This window comes from Shewanella sp. SM74, assembly GCF_025653725.1.
In the GTDB taxonomy this organism is placed as follows: Bacteria; Pseudomonadota; Gammaproteobacteria; order Enterobacterales; family Shewanellaceae; genus Shewanella; species Shewanella oncorhynchi.
This window is the reverse complement of record NZ_JAKKRZ010000023.1, coordinates 27,747-49,945: the sequence shown is the minus strand read 5'-3', so window position 1 is coordinate 49,945 and position 22,199 is coordinate 27,747. Positions and strand designations below refer to the sequence as shown.

Genomic DNA, 22,199 nt, shown 5'->3' with positions numbered 1-22,199 from the left:
ACTTGGTGTGGGTTTAAACCATCATCGGAGCCCTGAAGCGCTTGAGTCGGAGCGCGTTGCCGAGCACAAATATACTGGAAAGTGCCATTGCGGCCGCTGCGAAAATTGGCGAAAGCAAGGTGCCATTCAACGGGTAGAGCGCACCCGCCGCAACCGGGATAAGCACGGCGTTGTAGGCGAAGGCCCAGAAAAGGTTCTGCTTAATGTTACGGATCGTGGCCTGACTAAGCGCGATCGCATTCGTCACGCCACGCAAGTCGCCCGACATTAGCACCACGTCAGCAGCTTCTATCGCTACATCGGTTCCCGTGCCGATAGCGAGCCCAACATCAGCTTCGGCGAGTGCTGGCGCGTCGTTGATACCGTCTCCCACGAAGGCGACTCGCGCGCCATTGTTCCGGAACTTCTTCAGCGCCTCGACTTTACCATCGGGGAGGACCTCGGCTAATACTTCATCGATGCCAAGCTGCTCGGCGATCGCCGCAGCGGTCGCCGCATTGTCGCCAGTGATCATCGCGACTTTCAGTCCGAGCGCGTGCAGCGCCTTGATTGCTTCAGGCGTTGTTTCTTTAATTGGATCTGCGACTGCAATCACCGCTGCCAAGCGGCCGTCGATCGCGGCATAAAGTGGGCTCTTGCCTTGCTCGCCAAGACGCAGGGCGGTGGACTGCAAGCTCGACACATCCAGACCGAGCTGCGTCATAAACCGATCCGCACCGACGGCGACGGTACGACCTGCGACCTTGGCCGACACGCCGAAGCCCGGTGTTGCGTCGAAGCTCTCAATAGGTGCAAGGGTGAGGTTCAACTGCTTTGCGGCTGTGACGATCGATTCGGCAATCGGGTGCTCGGAGCGGGTCTCGACGGCCGCAACAAGAGCAAGAACTTCGTTGTATTCAAATCCCTCGGCAGGCACGAGATCGGTCAGCTCGGGGCGTCCTTTGGTCAGCGTGCCGGTTTTGTCGAGCGCGATAACGCTCACATCGCGCAACGCCTGCAAGGCTTCGCCCTTACGAAAGAGTACGCCGAGCTCGGCCGCACGGCCGGTGCCAACCATGATTGAGGTCGGCGTTGCCAGTCCCATAGCGCACGGACAAGCGATAATAAGAACCGCGACCGCATTAACGAGCGCAAAGGTCAGCGCTGGGGACGGGCCGAAGATTAGCCAGACTAGGAAGGTCATCGTGGCAGCTGCCATCACCGCTGGGACGAACCACATGGTCACTTTGTCGACCAGCGCCTGGATCGGCAGCTTTGACCCCTGCGCTTGCTCGACCAGACGAATGATCTGCGCGAGCACCGTATTCGCGCCGACCTTGGTGACGCAAAAACTGAAAGTGCCCGTCTTGTTGATAGTGCCGCCGACAACTTCGGCTCCCACCCCTTTAGATACGGGCACCGGCTCGCCGGTGATCATGCTCTCGTCAACATAAGAGGCACCTTCGACGACTTCGCCGTCGACCGGAATCTTCTCGCCCGGACGAACGAACACTATGTCACCAGTCATCACCTGATCGAGCGGTATTTCAAACGTTTCGCCGTTGTGCTGGACGCGTGCGGTATTAGCCTGAAGTCCGACGAGCCGCTTGATCGCTTGCGAGGTTCGCCCCTTGGCGCGCGCCTCCAGCATGCGTCCGAGCAGGATCAAGGTAACGATGACCGCAGCAGCTTCAAAATAGACGTTAGCAGTGCCTTGCGGCAGCGCTTCAGGGGCAAAGGTTGCGACGATCGAATAACCATAAGCCGCCGCGGTGCCGACCGAGACCAGTGAGTTCATGTCAGGAGCACCGCGCAGCAACGCCGGCACCCCTTTTAGGAAGAAGCGCTGACCCGGACCGAACAGGACCAGGGTGGCGAGCACGAACTGCACATACCAGTTGGTCTGTTGCCCCAGAGCCCCCATCACCCAATGATGCATGGCGGGAATAAGGTGAGAGCCCATCTCAAGGATGAATACGGGCAAGGTGAGGATGGCTGCAGTGATGAAAGAACGTCGCAGTGCCCGCGCCTCGCTCTCACGACGCTCAGAGTCCTGATCGCCAGCATTCGCCGTTTCGGCGGACAAGCGACGGGGCTTGTAACCCGCCTGTTCGACAGCGGCGTCAAGATCTGCCGTGGAGACGCACCCTGCAAAATGGCGCACCCTCGCGCGCTCGGTCGCCAGATTTACAGTGGCTTCGAGCACGCCCGGAATTTTTACGAGCGCTTTCTCTACCCGGCCCACACACGATGCGCAGGTCATGTCCTCGATCGCCAACTCGATGGTCTCTTCGCGAATGGTGTAGCCAGCGCTCTGAATGGCGTGGACAGCCACCTGCGGATTGGCTACGCCGGTGAAAGTCATGTCGGCGCGTTCAGTGGCGAGATTGACCACGGTTGTCTGCACTCCGGGGACCGCTTTCAACGCTCGCTCGACACGGCCGACACATGATGCACACGTCATGCCTTCGACAGGCAGGCTCAGACGAGTGCCTGCGGACACGGATTGATTGGCGTTTTGTGGCAAGGAAACAGAAGCCATTGAACTACTCCTTAAATGTTGAGTTAAAAAAAGCTTAATGCTTCCAACCATGGGAAGGTCAAGTCCTATGTGTGATTTATTTCACGACGCGTCCGTTCGAAATGCCGTCGGCGCCACTGCAGTCCTGCTCCGCCTGCGCGCAGATCTCCCAGCCGCCACCCAGCGCCTTGTAGATGCTGACAACGGCAAGCTGTTGGTGGGTGCGAGCGATTGCCAGCGCACGCCGGCTTGCAAAGTCGGACCGTTCGGCTTCGAGCACATCAAGGTAGATGCCTTCACCTGCTGAGAACCGCACACGGGCAAGACGAGCCGCCTCGCGATTTGCAGCTGACTCAAGCAGACGCAGCTCAAGCGTGCTACCCGCGGCGCCATAGGCTTTGAAGGCATCATCGGTTTCCTGCAGTGCGCGCAACACGGTCTGGTCGTAGACGATCAACGCCTCTTGGGTACGTGCCTCGCTGGCGGCGATGCGGGCACGCACGCGCCCAGTATCGAAAAGAGACCAGCGAATGACCGGGCCGAGGAAGCTGGACAACACTCCGGAGCCATTTACTTCATCGAGACTTCCAGCAACAAGCCCGATTGAACCATGCACTTGGATCTCGGGGTAGAAACCAGCCGTCTCGACCCCAATCCGAGCGGTCGCCGCAGCGAGAGTCCGTTCAGCCGCCGCAATATCAGCACGCCGAGAAAGGAGTGCTGCGGGATCGCCCACGGCGATTGTTCGAACTGCAAGCGCTTCACGCGCAGGCGTTACAGCGGGTGGTCTAAACGTCAGGGGCGTTTCGCCAAGAAGGATGGCCAGTGCATTGCTGGAGGCCGCACGGTGGCGCTCCAGTTCGGGCACGGCCACCTCGACATGGTGCAACAAGGCCTCGGCACGGAGCTGGTCGAATTCGCTGGCAGAACCGGCGTGCACGAGACGTTCGACCAGGCTCAGGCTTTCGCGCTGGCTTTGGCTGATGTCGGCGGCTACAGCTAGTTCGGCCTCGATACCGCGTAGCTCGAACCAAGTGGCAGCCACCGCAGCAGCGACCCCCGCCTGCACACCACGCAGCAGAGCCTCGCGGGAGCCTGCTTGCGCCTGAGCGGCCTCCACCGATCGCCGCACACGGCCAAAAAGATCGATTTCCCAGGAAGCGTCTACCGCGCCGCGATAGGTTTCTATCTGACGCGACTGACTATGGGGCGTCTCGACCTCACTCCGGCGACGGTTCTCATAACCAAGCTCAGCGCCACCGCTCGGCAGGAAGCCCTGACGGCTCTCACCCAACATGGCCTTTGCCTCTTCGAGCCGAACGACAGCGATACCTATGTCATGGTTCGCCGCGAGCGCCAGCTGGATCATGATGTTCAGAGCTGGATCGTCGAAGGTGCCCCACCACTTCACCTCAACGGCCCCTGTTCCAAGACCGGCGGGAGGCTCACTGAAACTGGCCGGAAACTGCGATGAAGGTAGTGAGTAGTTTGGGCCCACCGCCGCGCATCCAGTCAAGATTAGCGCACTCAGGGGTAACAGAACTGCTTGGTATGGACTTCTCATGACATGCTCTCCTCAATGTGCGGCTTAGCACTTGAACTGTGCCGCTCGAAGTGAGCCTCCAAGCCACGTATCACTACATAAAAAACCGGCGTCAAGAATAATCCGAACAATGTCACGCCGAGCATACCTGCGAAGACCGCAATCCCCATAGCCTGACGCATTTCGGCCCCAGCACCGCTTGCCAATATCAACGGTACGACGCCAGCAATAAATGCCAATGAGGTCATCACAATAGGCCGCAACCGCAATCGACAAGCCTCAACGACCGCCTCCAGCGCACTTGTTCCTGCAGCTTCGAGGCTGCGTGCAAACTCGACGATCAATATTGCGTTTTTGGCCGCCAAACCGACGAGCACGATAAGCCCAATCTGCACAAAGACGTTGTTGTCGCCCCCAGCCAGCCAGACACCAGTAATCGCGCTCAAAAGACACATCGGCACGATCAGCAGAACCGCCAGAGGCAGCAGCCAGCTGTTGTATTGCGCGGCGAGGATGAGATAAGCGAGCAGCACGCACAATGGGAAAATGAACAGCGCAGAATCGCCAGCCAGTTTTTGCTGGTAGGTAAGATCAGTCCATTCGAAGCTCATGCCTTCAGGCAAAACCTCCTTGGCTAATCGTTCCATGACCGCAACAGCCTGCCCCGAGCTGACGCCAGCCATCGCACCGCCCGAGATGTCGGCCGTAGGGTAACCATTGTAGTGCATTACGCGTTCTGGGCCGGCACTTGGCGTCACAGTGACAAGGAGGACAACGGCAGCATATCTCCGGCCGCGTTGCGCACCTGCAGGCGGCCGATAGATTCGGCTTGCATGCGGTGGTCTGCATCGGCTTGGGCCGTCACCTTATAGGTTCGACCGAAGCGGTTGAAGTCGTTGATATATAGAGATCCGAGATAGACCTGAAGCGACTCGAACACATCCGCCAGACGAACCCCCTGGCTCATAACCTGAGTGCGATCGATGGTGACATCTAACTGCGGCGCATTGATGTCAAGACTGGTCATAAGTCCAGCCACCTCACCTGACTCGGTAGCTTTTGTCATCAGGATCTGGGTCTGCTGCACCAGAGCTGCGAGCCCGGCACCGCTGCGGTCCTCGACCTGCATCTTAAATCCACCCGTCGCGCCAAGGCCAGGCACCGGTGGTGGCGGGAACACGCCGAGGAAACCATCGGGGATGCTGGCAAATTGGGCTTGCAAGCGCCCCGCAATCGCCATCGCGCTGAGATCGGGTGTCGTGCGATCTTTAAACGGGTCGAGCATGATGAATATTACCGCGGCATTTGGCACGTTGACGAAACCATTGATAGAAAGGCCGGGAAACGCAACGACACTTTCGACACCTGATTCGGTCAGCGCGATCTTCGACATCTGTTTGACGACTGCGTCGGTGCGGTCCAGTGACGAGGCGTTTGGCAGCTGGGCGATTGCGACAAGATAATATTTGTCCTGCATGGGCACGAAGCCGGGCGGGACGGCCTTGAATCCGAAGAAGGTTAATGCAAGGAGTCCGGCGTAAACCAGAAGCGCCACGCCGCTAATCCGCACGACCTTGCGCACCGTGTTGCCATAAGCGTCAGGTGCATGCTGGAACGGCTGGCCTAGTGTCCGAAACAACTGTTCGGCGCGGCCACGCAGACTGCGCGGAACTCGCACTATTGCCGCTTGGCGCGGGCGCAACAAGAGTCCTGCGAGCGCAGGGCTGAGCGTGAGTGAATTAACTGCCGACAGAATGGTTGAAATCGCAATCGTGAGCGCAAACTGTCGATAGAACTCACCCTGTAAGCCGCTTAGAAAAGCGGTCGGAATGAAAACGGTGGCAAGTACCGAGGTGATCGCGATAATAGGACCGGTGACTTCGTCCATGGCAAGCCGCGCGGCCTGCATGGGTTCCTCACCATTTTCGATGTGACGTTCGACATTCTCAACCACTACGATCGCGTCATCGACGACGATCCCGATTGAAAGCACCAGGCCAAACAACGACAACGTGTTCAGTGAGAAGCCCATCAGATGCATGACGGCAAAGGTGCCGATCAGCGACACCGGCACCGCTATAAGGGGTATGAGCGAAGCACGCCAGTTGCGCAGGAACAGCACCACCACGATAACGACAAGAAGAATCGCCTCCAACAAGGTGGTTACCACCGACTCCAGCGAGGCACGAACAAACACCGTCGGGTCATACGCGATGCGCGAGCTGAGTCCTTCCGGAAAGTTGCCTTCAAGCCGCTGCATGGTTGTACGCACCGCCTGCGCAACGTCAAGTGCGTTGGCGCCCGGACTCTGGATGATTTGCAGCGCGACGGCAGGTTCACCGTCAAGCAGGCTGCGCAATGCGTAGGTATCGGCCCCCATCTCAATGCGGGCAACATCGCGCAAGCGCGTCACCTGGCCGTCGCCGCCCGTACGAATGATGATGTCGCCGAACTGCTCCTCATCGGTTAACCGCCCGAGCGTGTTCACTGTCACTTGGAACGCAGCACTGGAATTGGGAGCCTGACCGACGGAGCCAGCCGCCACCTGTACGTTCTGCTCGCGCACAGCGGCAATCACATCGCCCGCTGTCAGCCCTCGTGCGGCGATCAGGCTCGGATCGAGCCAGAGCCGCATACTATATTCACCAGCTCCCCAAACCAGAACGTCGCTGATTCCCGGGATACGGGACAGATCATCGCGCACCTGGAGGTAAGCGTAGTTCGAAATATAGAGAGGGTCGTAGCGTTTGTCTGGCGATAACAGGTGAACCACCATCAGGATGTCCGGCGAGGTCTTCTGCGTGATGACGCCTTGGCGCTGCACCTCCTCCGGCAAACGCGGCAGAGCGCGCGAGACGCGGTTTTGTACCTGGATCTGTGCCATATCGGCATTCGTCCCTTGCGCAAACGTGACGGTCAGGATCATTCGGCCGTCAGTGGCTGATTGTGACGACATGTATAGCATGCCCTCGACCCCGGTGATCGCCTGCTCGAGTGGCGCGGCTACCGTTTCAGCAATCACCTTGGGATTGGCGCCCGGGTAGGAAGCGGTCACCTGAACCGTCGGCGGCGTTACGGTCGGATACTCGCTGAGCGGCAATTGGAAGAAAGCAACGATGCCAGCGAGCACCATCAAAACTGAAAGGACGATGGCAAAAATCGGGCGATCGATGAAAATACGTGGGAATGTCATTGTACGGCTCCCGAGGTTTGTGACACCGCAATAGGTGTACCGTCAATCGCAGCAGACTGTGGCGTGACCTGCATGCCCGGGCCTACCAGCCCCTTGACAACGATGTGCTCGCCGGGCTGTAGACCTTGTTCGATCACGCGCAACCCCTCGACCACAGGACCCAACTCGACGGGCCGGTATTCCGTCTTGTCGTCTTTGCCGACAACGAGCACATAGTGGCTACCTTGATCGGTACCAATCGAATGATCGGAAACTAGAACCCTAGCTTGCGGCGCTCCGGTCTCTAGTTTGACCTTGGCAAAAAGACCGGGCGTCAAATACCCATCGGGGTTGTTGACAACGGCGCGGATACGCACTGTTCCCGTCCCACGATCGCTGGTGTTGGAGAGGAAGTCGACACGGCCTGGCCTCGAATACGTCTTGTCGGTGAGCAGTGCCACCATGACCTTTTCCGCCTGTGGACCATGCGTGGTAGTGTGGTCTCGGCCTGCGGCGAGCGATCGCAAATAAGTGCGTTCGTCTACATCGAAATAGACGTGGATGGGATCGATAGAAACAATAGTCGTGAGTGGCGTCTCGCCGCTGAAGACGTAGTTGCCTTCTGTAACGAGGGCTTGGCCGACACGTCCACTGATCGGCGCCGTGACACGTGCGAAACTCAGATCCAATTGTGCGGCATCCACCGCTGCCTTTGCGGCGTCGACCTGTGCTTTGCTTGCATTCATAGAGGCGGTTGCGATGTCGAAGCGATCACGAGCAACGATCTTTTGGGCAAATAGCTGTTCGGCTCGTGCATATTCCGTTTGGGCAAGTATCGATGCCGCTTCAGCCTGGCGCAGGTGCGCCGTCGCGGCGTTCAGTGCGGCTTGGAACACCCGAGGATCAATGAGAAAGAGCTCGCTGCCCTTTTCGACGAAGCGTCCCTCGGGCAGGCTTACGTTCTGTATATAGCCAGCAACCCTCGGGCGCAGCTCAACCCGCTTGACCGCGGTCAGCGAACCTGTGAGTTCGACAAATGGCGTCACCGGACGAACGATCACTTCGGCCACCGGAACGCTTGGTGGCTTTGCGGGACGGGCAGAGGGAATAGCCTCCTTGCATCCTGTGATAGCGAGTGCAACGCTTAGCGCCACAGTGGTTATGGTTATGCGTTTGACCTTCATCATTTTTTCCTTTCTCGATAGCAGTCGACAGTTAGTTTTGCTGAGCCGAGGTAGCTCCTACTGTATTTATCCGGCTTACTACGCTTAGAAGGTCAAGTGTTTTTTTTGATTAATAAGGGGGGCCTTGCGAGACGCAGCGAAGTCTAACTCTGATGACGAAAAAATCATGATCAGCGACGAAAATCGCTAAGTATTAAGGCATGCACATAGAAGAAAACTTCCTCGACAAAAAAGCCAGACATACGACCTTGGCAGCTACGACCACTGCACTTACAAACGAGAGCGATTGGAAGTGTTGTTACTGCTTGTAGCTTTAGCCGACGGGTTGCATTCATGTTAGGGCTGACAGCAGAAATGGCCTGAATGCAGTTCCAAACAAACAGCATTAAACACTGGCGAGTTTTACTGTTCGACTACTTGGGTATGAGACAATGTAAACTCGCAAATTTAGAGCTTAGAACTAAGCAGATACAGGCTGAAATCAGGAAATGATGTTCTGGTCTTAAGTGTCAGACTGAGCAGTAATCAAAATGAAGAGGAGCTGATACTATGATTAAATTCGTGGTGATCACTCAGGTGTTTGATCAGGGCTAGCGCATGAGTGCCATTGCCTTAATTGCATTAGATTTACTTCTGTCTGTGAGCGTTCAGTGTACTGTTCAACCCATATTAGACAATTTTAATTGAGAATTTTCGAACTCTACAGTTGACAGTTCACCATTAGCAAAATGACGTCACTCCAAGTTCTAATATTTCATTTAAGCAGTCACATCTAGCTTCAAAAACTCTCTTGTTGATTGAGCAATATTAAAAATCCAATCGTGTTTTAAACTACCAAAGAAACGCTCAATGAAGGCATTATCCCAACACACACCTACCCATACTGCCTCAAAATTAAGTGCTGAGATAAAATTAGACCGGAGCAGGTGCAATGGTATAGAGAGTCAGACCATTATATTGGCGGTGATATTACATTTTTGGAAACAAATTCAATTACTCTGTCCTTAAATTATACCATTTATAACTCGTTTGGGTCGGATAAACAGCACCTCTGTTACTTAGGTGCTGCTCTCCTAAGAACCGTACATGCAACTTTCACTGCACACAGCTCAAGCCTCCACTAAGGTGCACTGTCAATTGGCGGTATTTTGCGACTTGCAGCTTCTATCTGCACTGCAACAGGTTTACTCAGGTTTGGCCGGATATCCAATTTCCTCTAGGGCGTCGAGTATTTCGTCTTGCGATTGGCTGCTTTGTACATTGATACTACGGCTGGAGAGATCTGCTGTTATAACTGCATCGGCGTCCAGTTCCTTTATTGCACGGTTGATCAAGCCAAAGCAGTGGTTGCAGGTCATATCAGTAATTTTTAACGTTAACATCGTAAATCTCCTTTGCTAAAGTGGGCAGCTAAAATTCTGCACCTTGCTACAGGGAGAAGGTCAAGGCTTATTTTCTGTGATGTTACCCAGTACCAGTTGCGCCCAAATGGCACAATGTGAGCATTGGTATTGATGTTGAATCGAAAGCGATCAATGACTGCTATTTATCGATCAGTAAAAGTAGGCCAACAGGCTCTTCACAGTTATTTCCTGCTTATTGCCTGTAACTAATAAAGGGGCATAAATTGCGTTTTGGACTTGCCAGTAGCTACATCCGTGTCAATTGGTATAAATGACGCTAAAGGAATTGGCTTTGTTGCGGTAGCAGTTTTTTATTCAGTTTGGCGGGTAACCCAAAGTTCATCCAAATTGGAACCGACCATAAGGCGTCACTCTTGATTTTTATCCCAGATGGACCGGTGACAAGCTATGGTCAATGGCAATAGCTGCAGTAAGAGTATCCTGTTCATTGATATCATCATTGCACGGGGTTTGTATCTGTTTTGGGTTGTGCAGCGCGGTAAGCGTCCATGATTGGAGCCCAGGCCATGCCTCTGGGTGTAGGGTACTGTTGATAGGCATCACGATATGCTTTATCAAAATCGTCGAACCACACTTTGTAGACTTTGGTGATGGGATTTTCCTTGTCTTGCGAGGTTTGAATTTCCTTAGCAATCCCCCTAGCCAGCAGGATATCAGGCTTCACTTTGGCATTGGTTATAAACGCCTCGACATAACCTCCGGTCGCCATACCCAGCCCAATATTCCTACGATGCTCTTCACGCCACACATCCCTCACTTTGAAGCGATAAGGTTGCGCAATTATGCTTTCTAACTCTGCTGGCAACGCCAAACTTATGCGATAGCGCTTCTTGTCGTGAAATGAAATCCACTCTAGCTCCACCTGGTCCGGAATCGGCCGTGTGGTGTGACTTCCTTTAGAAATACTCCAGCGATAGTCTTTTTCTTTTAACCCTTCAGCCCCGAAAAATCCGGCAGAACCATTGGTTGAGGCATCCACCAACTTACCCTGACGATAAAAGAGTACCTCGGTTACCCAAAGTTCATCTGAGTTGGAACCCACCATATGGCGCCACTCTAGATTTTTTGGCTCAGTTGGAACAGTCTGACAAGCTGTGGTCAATGGCAACAGCAGCAATAATAGTATCCAGCGCATTAATAACCTCCCTTTTGGTTACCCGTCATCTTGCTAACCTCTTTTTCACCCATTCTATTGTGGATACTGACTAGCCCGGTATCCGCGCTGTAGCGCAAGTGTACTGAGATCACTAAATTAATACGCTTTGCCCCGTTTCATTTCATCTGCATCCTAGGGCCCTATATGCGGTGCGATTCTGCTATTTCTCTGCCCCATTTACGCACCTGTTCATAATCCGGCGCGGTGTCCGGATTTTCCCAATATACGAAAACCAAAACTCGATCTGGTAGATTTAAGTTGCCTGATTCGTACCACTCAATTTGAAGATTGTTAAATCCCCCATCGATCATGCCTCGTCGCATAGACTCAAAGTCATCTTCATTTAATGACTGAATAGAAGAGTCTCCTTCTCTCCATGTAACGATAATGTGGTACGTATTTCGATTCATATTTTCAGACACCTAACATTTTATTAGTGCAATGCTTCAGCCAGAGCGTTTCGACTTGTTAAGCGTTAGTGGTACGAGCCAGCCACTCGCTCATTGAATTTGATACCTTTTTAACATCACTACCATCATGATGGAATATCCATACTGAGAAGTTGTCTTCTGGGTCTAAGTACAATAGATCACCGTTTTCTTCTGCAACAACAAACCCATTGGCTACTCTGTTTATAGGGAGCTTACCCTCTGATGAATGAACAAACTCACTGTTCGAGAACTCTTGGTAGCATTTTAAATATAGTTCCAATTGTCGATGTGCTGGAGCGTTGCCTACTCCTGACATTTCAATGTTTTCACAAAGTAACTCTTCGTCAAAAAACGCCCAGCACCTTCCCTCGAAATCTGGGTACTCATCTGGGAATTCGTTAAAGCAGTAATCTTCGCCAGCGTCGATACCTGCGACAAACTCAAGATAATCGCTTGGCAATTCTATGCCTCGTTCTTTTTGTAATTCCGAGATTTTCACTATTCTTCCTTTTCGCTTAACGTCTTCGTTTTTATGCGCTGCGCGTTAACCTCATTAGACCAGTGAAAACGCGCACAGTTAACTATCTGTATGAAAAGAACTTATCATCTTTTTATCAAATGCACCATCCGAAACAACGCGCAAAATGGCAGGATTCTATGTGTGAACCAGAGGAGGCAAGTCTGATTCACTAGCTAACTTTGGGACAAAACCTTGTTAGATAATTGGCTATTCTTAGCCAGATTCGGATTAGCTATTCTTTAGTAACGTCTTACCGATTTTCAAGTAATCCAATGGCATGGTTTGTAACAAAGATAAGGTTGTTTGCCCAGTACCAAAGTCATCGATAGCCATTAAAATCCCCAACTGGCGTAAGCTTTCAATGCGCTGGCGCCACGTTGAACGCAATCCTAAAGCCCGAGTCAACCTTCATATCAGTAAAATCTTTTAATGCTCGCTCAAAAATATAGTTAGTTAATGGAACAATTAATTTGTCCTCTTCGGCAATGGGAATAAACAAATCAGGTCGCACTAGCCCATTTGCGGGGGTTGCCAACGTACTAATGCCTCGACTCCCTTAGCTTTACCGTTCTTGGCACATCACTGGCTGATAAACTAAGAAAAACTCTTCTTTCTCTATTCCACTGCGAATGTCATCGGTGAGGGAATGGCGAGTAACTCTTGAATCGAGTACAAATAGGATAGAACCCGTAAGTAAGACGATGCTAGCTGGCAATGAAATGGCCAGAAATATCCAAAAGAAATGCCAGAAAAATGCGGGGACATTTCTAATAACACTGAAAAATTGTGCTCTTCAGAATCTAGTGTTATCACCTTATTTTTTATAAACTCGAGTGATTCAGGGATCGTGTTGCCAGTTATGGACAAAGCAACATTGATAACAGCGCTGGGAAACACATTCGGCTGTACAAAGGAGTCTAATAAATATCTCCCTTCTTTAATGAAGGTGGCGCCGCGCTTAGAGATAGGATCCTAGTTTAATGATACTACTGCTGGCACTGACATATTGACGAAGGTTAACAAATAATGAATTACTATAAATTAGGTATAAATTCGGAAAGTAAAAAATGGATGACTTATATAAATCTTAGTTCATTTTTTATAGATAGCGAAGGAAATGAATTAAGTGATGTGAAACTATCTTCGATTCAATCTGGATTCAAAGGTATTTTATATTTCAATACCTTAAAAGAAGGTAAATCACCTCCGGTGGCCTCGGTTGGAACCAGGTTGTTGGCGTTTAATGAGGATGTCTTTTTTGCGGACAATATTAATGTTAGTGGTGTCCAATTAATACCATTTATAAATAGGCATAACAATTTAAAGTATGTGTTGATGCATGTATTTAATTACATTGACTGTGTTGATTGGGAATGTTCTAAAATTGAACGCTGGCCTCTGGGTTACATTCCAGAAGTTTGGGAATCAAAGCGTGGGCGATTTTTTATTGAACCAGTTGTCTATAAGGACAAAATACCTGAAAACTTAGACGCCTTTCGTTTGTATGAGTGGGGTGGTGCATTTAATATAATAATATCCGAAGCTTTCAAAGATAAATTGTTGTCTGTGGAGTTTGATAGTTCCCTTCTTGATTTTAAACCACTATCTCTTAAATAATAAATGCCGAAGAGGTTATTAAACATCCTCGGCATAATTTTGTTTGTATATCCATCCCTCAACTTTGTAGGCGCATATTGATGCGGGACACATATTGGGCAAGGTTCTTGGTGTGCGTGTCAATACCCACAGATTATTGACCATTACAATTCTGATGACTTGGTAATATCATAGCAACTGTCTAGAACCACGGTGAACAGCTCCTAGACAGCCAGCCCCCGCAGTGCTTTTAGATTCTTTCACGTACGTAATCTCCTAATTCTATGATGTTTCCAAATTCAAGATATTTACCTTTCCCATCTAGAAGCCTATATGACTTAAAATCTCTACGAAAGAACACAACAGCATCTAATGTCTTTAATTGATAAATGAGCCACCAATTCTGCCCTTCCTTTTTTGGGTAGCTCTGACGACATGATTTTAGGTACTCTTTTATAGACAAACCACGAATTTTTCTTCTATCTAAATCTGCCTCCTTCATTACATCCGGAGGATAAACATATGCACTAAGTTTTGCAGCAGAGATACCTAAGAATTCCGCCTGTCTTTCTAATTCACTTGAAGGATTAATTATTTCTTCCAGTTCTGACTGTGTGAGATTGCTATAAATGTTATTTTTACCACATATTCCGCAATGAAATGAAAGATTAATTTCATTGCTGGTCATAAAGTCATCAAAAAAACACGCGTCGACTTCATTATATTTTCCACAATACTTACACTTTAATGATGCTGTTGTTGACATTGTCATCCCTACAAAAAGCTAACGTCTTAGTATTTATGCGCTGTGCTGTTTTCAGGGCATAAATCGCTTGCCGGACTTGGCCGCTGCCACACCCGTGTCAATTGGTATAAATGATGCTATAGGAATTTGCTTTTTTGCGGTAGCGTTTTTTATACCGTTTGAAGAGTAATTAGTTGATATCTATGACTGGATGTTACCCTATGAGCCAGACTAGGAAAGTCTGATTCACTAGCTAATTTTTTTGGCATAAGTCAGCTATAAATAAATTCTAATATGGCTTATATCGGATATGAAAATATATTAAAAACTTCTAAAGATATGGCCAACATTTATTGGCCACAACACACCTGAGAGAAATAGTTATGAACTCACAATAAACGGAATTCATAGGGTGGAGTAGATCATATTTCTGCACTAATGACGACAACTGAGCGTTCTCTCGAGTATTCAAAAGAAATAGTTGATGAATATATAAGAAATGATCTTCATGCTGTTTTTCTACGCACTCTAAGCCCATTAGGCTTCGCTATATCCCTTTCCAATCTTCAGAGAGTGTTAAAGCTTAAGCAAGTCAGCAGCGAAATAAGTGGGTAATTGGCCGGTCCAGTGCATATCAGTGGTGACTGAAATAGCCCTTGGCGCTGACAATATGGGTAACAGCATTAGACGCTGATTGGTCTTCAAACTTGCTGGCAATCTAAACCGCATATAAAAGAAGTTGTTGCATAAAAAATTTTTTCATCGAGACGGAGTAAAAAGTACCATTTTTTGTCACCTTGCCAACGCCAGCATTGTAACCAAGGCAGAGTGAGCCAATGATATTTATACCAAAAACGCCTAAGTTCGTTCAGATCCCGCGTACAAAACATGCCAGCGGTTAACACACGACTTTGGGATAGCAGCCAAAATTGCCTAAGCAAAAAAAACAACATCGCCGCTTTGCCAGAGTGATAGCGCATTATCCACCAGCCTGATTAATTATTTCGGACTAATGGCATGTGGCATGGCTAGGTTTTAGAACATCATCGTTAAAAATCCCGAACCGCGCAAATAGTTACCTTGGAGCTGTATCGTCAAACACCTTGACGTTAACTCTCGGCATTTAGCAGACTAAGATGAACAAAGGTATAGAATATAAAGCACAGGTGTTAGAGAAGGCGCAGGTATTGGTCGTAAACATGAGCAACCGGCACCATCTGATTGCAAATTGATGAATTAACTGGTTATGCACATGATATGCAAATCTAAAACTATAATCCCCGAGATTTTTCTCACCTTAATGCAATAAAGTGAATAGTTAATCATAAAAAAGAGGTTAGCTGTATTCAACAGCTAACCTCTTCTCTTTAAATCAGGCGATAAATCAGATGTTCTATCATACAACTAGAGCCATGACTTCAAAACGACTCTTACAAAAGCTAACTCATACCAGAGCTAATTTTTTACGGGTACGAAAATAGCAAGTTGAGTCTAGTCACTGTAAATCACGAATGTAAAACTAACGCCTGTGAAAAACCATACCCACTCAATTCGGCAGACATGGGATTAGCCGCGTTTAGTGCCCCACGGATCGTTGTCATCCGTCGATGGGCTTGGTCCGGAACGCTCAGCCATTCTTGAATCGTTTCTTGGCTCGTTTCGGAGTTCGCTGCGACGCTGTGAGTTGCTATTCGATGAACCATATCCAGAGCCGGTGCCACGTCCACCCGTAGGTTTTTTGCCAGAGCTTTTACCTGAACCACTACCAAAGCTCTTACCTGAGCCATAACCAGAGTTAGGACGTTTATTACCCGCTTCGTACTCGGCGCTGGCTTGTGCCTGCATTTTAGCGATAGATTCTATGGTGAGTTCCATCGGTTTACGCGGCGCGATACCTGAGGCAAAACCTCGTTCGCGTGGCTTAAGATCAAACTGCTCACCGACGGCTTTAGGCATACGTTTGAATCGATACAGGTAAAAGTTTTCCACTTTCTCCCGCGCCCACTCAGTCTTCTTGAGGAAAATAATACAGGCTTCAATGGTCGGGTTGGTGTTAAAGCAACCTAGCTTTAATGCCGCGTATAAAATTTTCCAGCCATAAAAATCGACTAACTCAGTGATCATTGTCTCGAGTTTGAGGCCGTGTAATGGGTTGTTCTGTTGCTCTTCAATCATGGGAATTCCAAGTTCAGCCCGATTGGCTGAGTTTACTGTATTAGTTTACGGTTTTGAGTTGTTAAACGAGTGACTAAATTCGCTACTAAAATTCGCGATTAGAGAAATCACTTAAGTTATGAAGTCATAAGCCACTGACGTTGCTACAGCAATAGCATAGGGCGTTAAGCCTTATTGCTCGTGATGCTTAGATCTTAAATCCTAAGGACCTAAAGCCTCCAAACTGAGCCATTAAATATTAGCCGTAAAATCTGCTGCTCGACAAAACTGCGGGAATAATAACGGTAAATAAGCTAAACGCCTTCTTTTATTTGCGCTAGCGAGGTTTGGTATCGGTTTTAGGGCAAAGAAAATACGCCGTAGCTGACAGTTTTAATCTGCATATCTGCGATATCACGCTAACAGGTATGAACTCAGCATCAAGCTCAAACCCGTTTCTAAATTTTACCTATGATCCGCTGATGCCTTGGGTCAACCTCAAAATAGACGCAACTGAAACGGCTCAATTTATAGCTACGCATCACATCCTTGCTCGCATCTTTCGCCCTTAGTCTGTATACTCCGCGACCTTATTATCCCAACTTTAATGTTTTGGCTTAGAGTGGGTGAAGCGCATGTTTCATTTTGAGGCTTGTTTGTCACAATCCCCGTTAGCAAATACCTAGGAAAGCTCCTTTGATCTCTACCGCGAACATCACGATGCAGTTTGGCCCTGAGCCATTGTTTGAAAACATTTCAGCGAAATTTGGCAATGGTCACCGCTATGGTTTGATCGGCGCGAATGGCTGTGGCAAATCGACCTTTATGAAGATCCTCAGCGGAGCGTTAGCGCCAACCTCTGGCAATGTGTCCATCACGCCCGGCTTAAAAGTCGGTACCCTAAGCCAAGATCAGTTCGCGTTTGAACAATACAGTGTGATCGATGCGGTGATCATGGGTGATGTTGCCCTGTGGAAAGTCAAACAAGAACGCGATGCAATCTACGCCAATCCAAATATGACCGAAGAAGATGGCATGCGCGTTGGCGATCTTGAAAGTGAATTTGCCGAAATGGATGGCTACAGCGCCGAAAGCCGCGCCGGTGAAATTCTGCTCGAAGCGGGTATTGAAGAATCTTTCCATTACGGACTAATGCAACAAGTCGCACCGGGTTGGAAACTGCGGGTATTGTTGGCACAAGCACTATTTGCCAACCCAGATATTTTGCTGCTCGACGAACCAACCAACAACTTGGACATACATACCATTAGCTGGTTAGAAGCCGAGTTGAACAAACGCAAATGCACCATGATCATTATTTCCCATGATAGGCATTTCTTGAATGCCGTATGTACCCACATGGCCGATATCGATTACGGCGAACTGCGCATTTACCCTGGTAACTACGAATACTTCCTTGCACAATCGTCTTTGATCCGTGAACAATTATTATCGGGTAACGCCAAGAAGAGTGCTGAAATCGAAGAACTGCAAGACTTCGTCAACCGCTTCGGTGCCAACGCATCTAAGGCAAAACAAGCCAGCTCGCGCGCGAAAAAAATGGACAAGATCAAGCTTGATGAAGTGAAATCATCAAGCCGTATTCACCCTTCTATTCGTTTCGATGCCGGCAAGAAAATGCATCGCCAAGCACTGATCCTCGAAGATTTGGCCCACGGGTTTGATGGTGAGCTGCTATTCGAAGGCGGCGACTTAATCCTCGAAGCCGGTGCAAAATTAGCGATTATCGGCGAAAACGGCGTGGGAAAAACCACTTTCCTACGCTGCTTAGTCAATGATTTAGAACATAATAAAGGCGTGATCAAGTGGTCAGAAAACGCATCAATCGGCTACTGTCCACAAGACAGCAGTGACGAATTTGATAATGACTACACATTAATGGATTGGATGTCACAGTGGCGCCAACCTAAGCACAACGATCTTATGGTACGCGCCATGTTAGGCCGTCTGTTGTTCACTGAAGATGACGCGAACAAGAAAGCCCGTAACTGTTCAGGCGGAGAGAAAAACCGCTTGTTATTCGGTAAGTTAATGATGCAAGACATCAATGTGCTGATCATGGACGAACCGACTAACCACATGGACATGGAAGCCATCGAAGCACTCAATAATGCGTTGAAAGATTTTGAAGGCACTTTGATATTCGTCAGTCATGACCGTGAGTTTGTATCGTCACTCGCAACACGTATCATTGATATTAAAGATAAAAAAGTGATTAACTTCCAAGGCACTTTCGATGAGTACCTTTCAAGTCAAGCTGAAATGGAAGCGAGAAAAAGCGCGTAATGTTATTAGACTAACTTACGCCGATTAACCGAGCGTTATCGCATTAAAGAGTCGTCATTGGTTATCCTGTGACGACTTTTTGTTGGGCTAAATCTGACTAGTTACTCATTAGCTTATTAATTTTTTTAACCAATATCTCACGATTTTTAGCCAGTTTAAAAATTGTCGGCAAATGTCGAATGACTATCGGCTCTGACTCGAATACCGCATTGCGATCTTTGACCTGAATATAATCACGGATCTGAAGCATCATCTGTTTATTAAATGCCCAAAGTGAATGACCTTTAAACTCAAGGGAATAAAATGCATCATTGGGCCATTCAAGTTGATGTTTCTGTTTTGCCATACATCGATAACAACAAATAAGACCAAGATCTGTACCATCTGTAAAAGCACTGTTTGCCCTATGTTCCCAAGTCGAAGTACCTTGGTATTTTTCTGGCAATTTTTCCCGCCAAGATGCATCCAATAGCGGAGGGAAAAACAGCACACCAGTCCATTTATGAGCAAATCTTTGATTAAACTGCTTGATCTCAAACTGCCTACCCTCAAATAAATGCGCATCTTTTTTCTCTAAACGAAAAACATGGGCAAAGGTAAAAGTGGCGCTGCCAGCACAATGGGGGCAAGTAACCTCAACTCCGTTTGGCAGGCTAAAAAACTCATAAAATCCTGTCATTGATACGATATTCCAAATGATTTAGAGACTAATTTGGAGCTCATCAATTTTCCAACCACCTTCATTTATCATGCTAATTCTTTGTTTTTCATTCGCCTCCGATGCATTACCACAGAGATCTTTTTGTGCATATTCAAGGACGGCCGTATCCCCTTCTATCACCTGCGACACTAAGGTGAGTGCTTTGCACTTGGCAGCGGCTTTTGAAAATGAAAGATAAGATGCGATCACTTCATCGCGGGACAGCTTCATCTGCTGCATATACTGTGGGAACTTAGACTCGACATCCGCTTGCTTACGTTGGGTATAGTAAGCCTTGTCCTCTTGATAACTCATCCCCTGCTGTACCTTAGCATTGTACTCGTCATAGACTTCGCTCGGCGATTTAGGCGTTGTACAACCTATCAGCACAAGCACAGATATGGGCAGTAAGAAAATCGATTTCATCATCTAACCTCCAAAACTAGACATGTATTATCAATAAATTCCATGGTGCATTCATCTGCTTGTTGTCACTGAACGAGTGCGCCATATATGTCCACCAAATACTCCTTATTTTCTTTGAAATCAATTACCTTATCAGGAAGTAAACCTTTAATATCAACAGGTAACAAAATCAATGAAGATAAAATGTAATGCCACCAAGATAACATATAAATAGTTCATCGATTACTTTAGCTTGGCAGCGTTGCTCATTCAATTGCAGCACAGTTGCTTTAAGGTCACTCGACCTTGACGAGTGCTAAAAATAAGTGCCATAAAACTGTGAGCATGCTCTAAATTGCTGTACTTGATAAGTCATTATCTATCGCGTTAAAAGGCACAAAGGTCTTTTTATCGAGCCAGAGAGGCGAGCGATTTTGTCCTGCTAGCTGATAAGCCCAAGTCGTAATGGCTTCAGAGCGATCACTCTCACAGACAAAATATCGACTGAGTTCAGAGTGTAACGTTTGGCCATGCTGGATAATATTTTGCTCATACCAGTTATCTTTATGGTGCTGAGCGGCAAGGTGATCGCGTTTTTGATTATTACAACTGCTATGTGCGAGGACAAAATTATGGCCTAAATCATTAGGATATCGTGCCCAAGGGATAAAATGATCCACTTCGCCTGTTTCTTTTAATGATTTTTGGCAATAGAAGCATTGGCCTTTTTGGATATCAAGCAGTACAGGTCTAGCATAGGTGATCGTCTGTCTGTCGCTACCAAACAGAAACTCACTTAAATTGCCTTTACTGCCTATAATGACCTGATTTGCGGGAAACTCGGCGATTTTTTGTACCCATTGAGTACGAGCCAATGACACCACTAAATCGTGAAATCGCCTGAAGCAAAATGCGATACCCGGATTCAACTCGATGTAATTTTTAGTTTTATCATGGGGATAAAGAAAACATTCTTCATTACGTGACAAGTTTTGTAAGCGCCATAAGGGGCCATCTTTAAACGTACCGCGCGTTTTACGCAATAAAGCTGGATAACTAAGATGCGCTTTTAACTGGGATAGACTGTTAACACCTTGATGGCGTAGTTCAATCAAACTGTTGATCAAGGCTGATTGCTTTCCACTATTTTGGATCAGGACAAAATACCCATCATTGGCACCAAAAGGCAAAGAGTGTTGCCAGTAAAGTTCAATAAACTTCTCTACCAAATCATCAATACTGATCGCGGTTTTCAGCGCAGGATCGGCATTGAGTATTAATGGCCGTTCGATACAGATATCGGCGATCGCATGTAGTAAGGCAAATTTGTAAGTTGCAACGAAATCCCCTTCAACTAACAGACGTTGTAAATAGCTAATAAATTCAACTTGTCTTCTCGCATCAATCGGCATTCAGTCGCTCCTGAATAATAACGCTTGCTTCAGGTGCATTTACGTTTGGCATCAGTTTGGATGTAAAAACTAGCGTCTGCCAATGCACTTGTGAGCGACCGAGTTTATCGGTTTCATCTTGGCTCAAATCTAAAAGTTGTAGCTGACAATCTGCAGCCAGTGTGAGCAGCTCATCGACACTGACTGGGTGCATAACGCGCGCATCGGGGCTTGGGCCATGGCGCAAACTGATGACTAAAAGTCCAGTCGAATTGAGTAAGCGTGAGAGTGTTACTAGTGCAAGTGGGCGCTCTGAGGAAGATAAATGCATCCACACAGCGCTGAGTAAAATCAGATCAAACTGTTGCGCTAGGCCAACCACTTTTTGCAACTGAGGTAAACCATCCTCAATCCAACGCACGGGTAGATCCCGAGTTAACACCTGCCCCATTTTTGCTAAAACAACCGCAGGTTCGACTGCAATAGTTTGTGTCTTTTTGCCCTGTGCTTTTTCGGCTAAATAATACACATCCCGGCCAGAACCTGCTCCCACATCCAATATCGACAATGTATTTTTGGTGAGTAGAGGCAAAAGATGATGCAACCAACTCGAATGCACTTCTTCAAAGGTTTTAGACAAATACTGTGCCGCGAGTATTTCGGCGTGGTCATTATAAAACACAGTGCTCACTGACAACGATCCTTTTGCAACAAGTGATTGTTTTTACAGACGCTAACTTATCACAGTCGTATTTGATAAAAAATACATGTCATCATTATCATGCTGTTTTGCATAAAATATTTAGCATTATGTTGTTCGCGATCACTGTGCTGATTTCGGCTATTCGACCCAAAATTCTTATCAATACCTATGCAATCTCAGCATTTCCCCGTCGTTTTTGTCGCAGTGGTTTACACTCTATGAGTGAGTGTAAAGATAAGTGCAATTGATTGAATCTGTTACATGCTTC

At 48.3% G+C, this 22,199-nt stretch carries 16 protein-coding genes and 2 pseudogenes; 2 read left to right on the top strand and 16 right to left on the bottom strand.

Features of this window, described 5'->3' with window-relative positions; genetic code table 11:
- Nucleotides 1-13 precede the first annotated feature (13 nt).
- From L5M49_RS19350 to L5M49_RS19305, 10 genes and pseudogenes are all read right to left on the bottom strand, one after another.
- Entirely contained in the window at nucleotides 14-2,521 is a 2,508-nt protein-coding gene (locus tag L5M49_RS19350; RefSeq protein ID WP_263266676.1) for a heavy metal translocating P-type ATPase, read from the bottom strand.
- 76 nt (nucleotides 2,522-2,597) lie between these two features.
- Nucleotides 2,598-4,064 carry an efflux transporter outer membrane subunit gene (locus L5M49_RS19345; RefSeq protein WP_263161172.1) on the bottom strand — a complete coding sequence of 489 codons (1,467 nt, stop codon included), beginning with the start codon at nucleotides 4,062-4,064 and terminating at the stop codon, nucleotides 2,598-2,600.
- Nucleotides 4,061-7,236, bottom strand: a pseudogene (locus tag L5M49_RS19340) (efflux RND transporter permease subunit). Before L5M49_RS19340 ends, L5M49_RS19345 begins: the two are co-directional and overlap by 4 nt.
- Complete coding sequence (locus tag L5M49_RS19335; RefSeq protein WP_317630126.1) at nucleotides 7,233-8,402, bottom strand: efflux RND transporter periplasmic adaptor subunit; 1,170 nt, start codon at nucleotides 8,400-8,402, stop codon at nucleotides 7,233-7,235. Before L5M49_RS19335 ends, L5M49_RS19340 begins: the two are co-directional and overlap by 4 nt.
- Before the next feature lie 656 nt (nucleotides 8,403-9,058).
- A pseudogene (locus L5M49_RS19330) lies at nucleotides 9,059-9,277 on the bottom strand (IS3 family transposase); the annotation flags it as partial.
- A 306-nt stretch (nucleotides 9,278-9,583) separates the two neighbouring features.
- Entirely contained in the window at nucleotides 9,584-9,781 is a 198-nt protein-coding gene (locus L5M49_RS19325; protein WP_263199444.1) for a heavy-metal-associated domain-containing protein, read from the bottom strand.
- Between the two features lie 478 nt (nucleotides 9,782-10,259).
- Complete coding sequence (locus L5M49_RS19320; RefSeq protein ID WP_263266675.1) at nucleotides 10,260-10,958, bottom strand: DUF2931 family protein; 699 nt, start codon at nucleotides 10,956-10,958, stop codon at nucleotides 10,260-10,262.
- A gap of 489 nt (nucleotides 10,959-11,447) precedes the next feature.
- Nucleotides 11,448-11,909 (bottom strand): SMI1/KNR4 family protein, encoded by a 462-nt coding sequence (locus L5M49_RS19315; RefSeq protein WP_263266674.1) that lies wholly within the window; start codon nucleotides 11,907-11,909, stop codon nucleotides 11,448-11,450.
- A gap of 249 nt (nucleotides 11,910-12,158) precedes the next feature.
- Nucleotides 12,159-12,317 carry an EAL domain-containing protein gene (locus tag L5M49_RS19310; RefSeq protein WP_263138763.1) on the bottom strand — a complete coding sequence of 53 codons (159 nt, stop codon included), beginning with the start codon at nucleotides 12,315-12,317 and terminating at the stop codon, nucleotides 12,159-12,161.
- A gap of 175 nt (nucleotides 12,318-12,492) precedes the next feature.
- Entirely contained in the window at nucleotides 12,493-12,645 is a 153-nt protein-coding gene (locus L5M49_RS19305; RefSeq protein WP_263266673.1) for a hypothetical protein, read from the bottom strand.
- A gap of 311 nt (nucleotides 12,646-12,956) precedes the next feature.
- On the opposite strand from L5M49_RS19305, the gene L5M49_RS19300 reads away from it, so the two are divergent.
- Entirely contained in the window at nucleotides 12,957-13,547 is a 591-nt protein-coding gene (locus tag L5M49_RS19300) for a hypothetical protein (protein ID WP_263266672.1), read from the top strand.
- Nucleotides 13,548-13,776: 229 nt separating this feature from the next.
- Here the strand turns inward: L5M49_RS19300 and L5M49_RS19295 are convergent, their stop codons facing one another.
- Nucleotides 13,777-14,292, bottom strand: a complete 516-nt coding sequence (locus L5M49_RS19295; RefSeq protein WP_212601509.1) for a hypothetical protein — start codon at nucleotides 14,290-14,292, stop codon at nucleotides 13,777-13,779.
- Between the two features lie 1,545 nt (nucleotides 14,293-15,837).
- Complete coding sequence (locus tag L5M49_RS19290; RefSeq protein ID WP_263161235.1) at nucleotides 15,838-16,446, bottom strand: VF530 family DNA-binding protein; 609 nt, start codon at nucleotides 16,444-16,446, stop codon at nucleotides 15,838-15,840.
- Between the two features lie 675 nt (nucleotides 16,447-17,121).
- On the opposite strand from L5M49_RS19290, the gene L5M49_RS19285 reads away from it, so the two are divergent.
- The gene (locus tag L5M49_RS19285; RefSeq protein WP_131524739.1) at nucleotides 17,122-18,732 is read left to right on the top strand and encodes an ABC-F family ATPase; all 1,611 of its coding nucleotides are present in this window, start codon (nucleotides 17,122-17,124) and stop codon (nucleotides 18,730-18,732) included.
- A gap of 97 nt (nucleotides 18,733-18,829) precedes the next feature.
- Here L5M49_RS19285 and L5M49_RS19280 read toward each other — a convergent pair whose 3' ends face one another.
- The 4 genes from L5M49_RS19280 to L5M49_RS19265 form a co-directional block, all read right to left on the bottom strand.
- A complete protein-coding gene (locus tag L5M49_RS19280; RefSeq protein WP_263266671.1) occupies nucleotides 18,830-19,411 on the bottom strand; it encodes a hypothetical protein in 582 nt (193 codons plus the stop codon).
- Nucleotides 19,412-19,432: 21 nt separating this feature from the next.
- Nucleotides 19,433-19,861 (bottom strand): hypothetical protein, encoded by a 429-nt coding sequence (locus L5M49_RS19275; protein WP_219252384.1) that lies wholly within the window; start codon nucleotides 19,859-19,861, stop codon nucleotides 19,433-19,435.
- A gap of 326 nt (nucleotides 19,862-20,187) precedes the next feature.
- Nucleotides 20,188-21,249, bottom strand: coding sequence for an HNH endonuclease (locus L5M49_RS19270; protein ID WP_263266670.1), 1,062 nt, complete (start codon nucleotides 21,247-21,249; stop codon nucleotides 20,188-20,190).
- Nucleotides 21,239-21,919 carry a class I SAM-dependent methyltransferase gene (locus L5M49_RS19265; RefSeq protein WP_263266669.1) on the bottom strand — a complete coding sequence of 227 codons (681 nt, stop codon included), beginning with the start codon at nucleotides 21,917-21,919 and terminating at the stop codon, nucleotides 21,239-21,241. Before L5M49_RS19265 ends, L5M49_RS19270 begins: the two co-directional genes overlap by 11 nt.
- Nucleotides 21,920-22,199: the final 280 nt, after the last annotated feature.

What these genes read in the sequence shown, in the direction of transcription:
- L5M49_RS19335 (WP_317630126.1), bottom strand. Translation starts at nt 8,402, where the DNA reads ATGATGAAGGTCAAACGCATAACCATAACCACTGTGGCGCTAAGCGTT.
- L5M49_RS19295 (WP_212601509.1), bottom strand. Translation starts at nt 14,292, where the DNA reads ATGTCAACAACAGCATCATTAAAGTGTAAGTATTGTGGAAAATATAAT.
- L5M49_RS19270 (WP_263266670.1), bottom strand. Translation starts at nt 21,249, where the DNA reads ATGCCGATTGATGCGAGAAGACAAGTTGAATTTATTAGCTATTTACAA.
- L5M49_RS19325 (WP_263199444.1), bottom strand. Translation starts at nt 9,781, where the DNA reads ATGTTAACGTTAAAAATTACTGATATGACCTGCAACCACTGCTTTGGC.
- L5M49_RS19320 (WP_263266675.1), bottom strand. Translation starts at nt 10,958, where the DNA reads ATGCGCTGGATACTATTATTGCTGCTGTTGCCATTGACCACAGCTTGT.
- L5M49_RS19280 (WP_263266671.1), bottom strand. Translation starts at nt 19,411, where the DNA reads ATGACAGGATTTTATGAGTTTTTTAGCCTGCCAAACGGAGTTGAGGTT.
- L5M49_RS19275 (WP_219252384.1), bottom strand. Translation starts at nt 19,861, where the DNA reads ATGATGAAATCGATTTTCTTACTGCCCATATCTGTGCTTGTGCTGATA.
- L5M49_RS19345 (WP_263161172.1), bottom strand. Translation starts at nt 4,064, where the DNA reads ATGAGAAGTCCATACCAAGCAGTTCTGTTACCCCTGAGTGCGCTAATC.
- L5M49_RS19300 (WP_263266672.1), top strand. Translation starts at nt 12,957, where the DNA reads ATGAATTACTATAAATTAGGTATAAATTCGGAAAGTAAAAAATGGATG.
- L5M49_RS19290 (WP_263161235.1), bottom strand. Translation starts at nt 16,446, where the DNA reads ATGATTGAAGAGCAACAGAACAACCCATTACACGGCCTCAAACTCGAG.
- L5M49_RS19350 (WP_263266676.1), bottom strand. Translation starts at nt 2,521, where the DNA reads ATGGCTTCTGTTTCCTTGCCACAAAACGCCAATCAATCCGTGTCCGCA.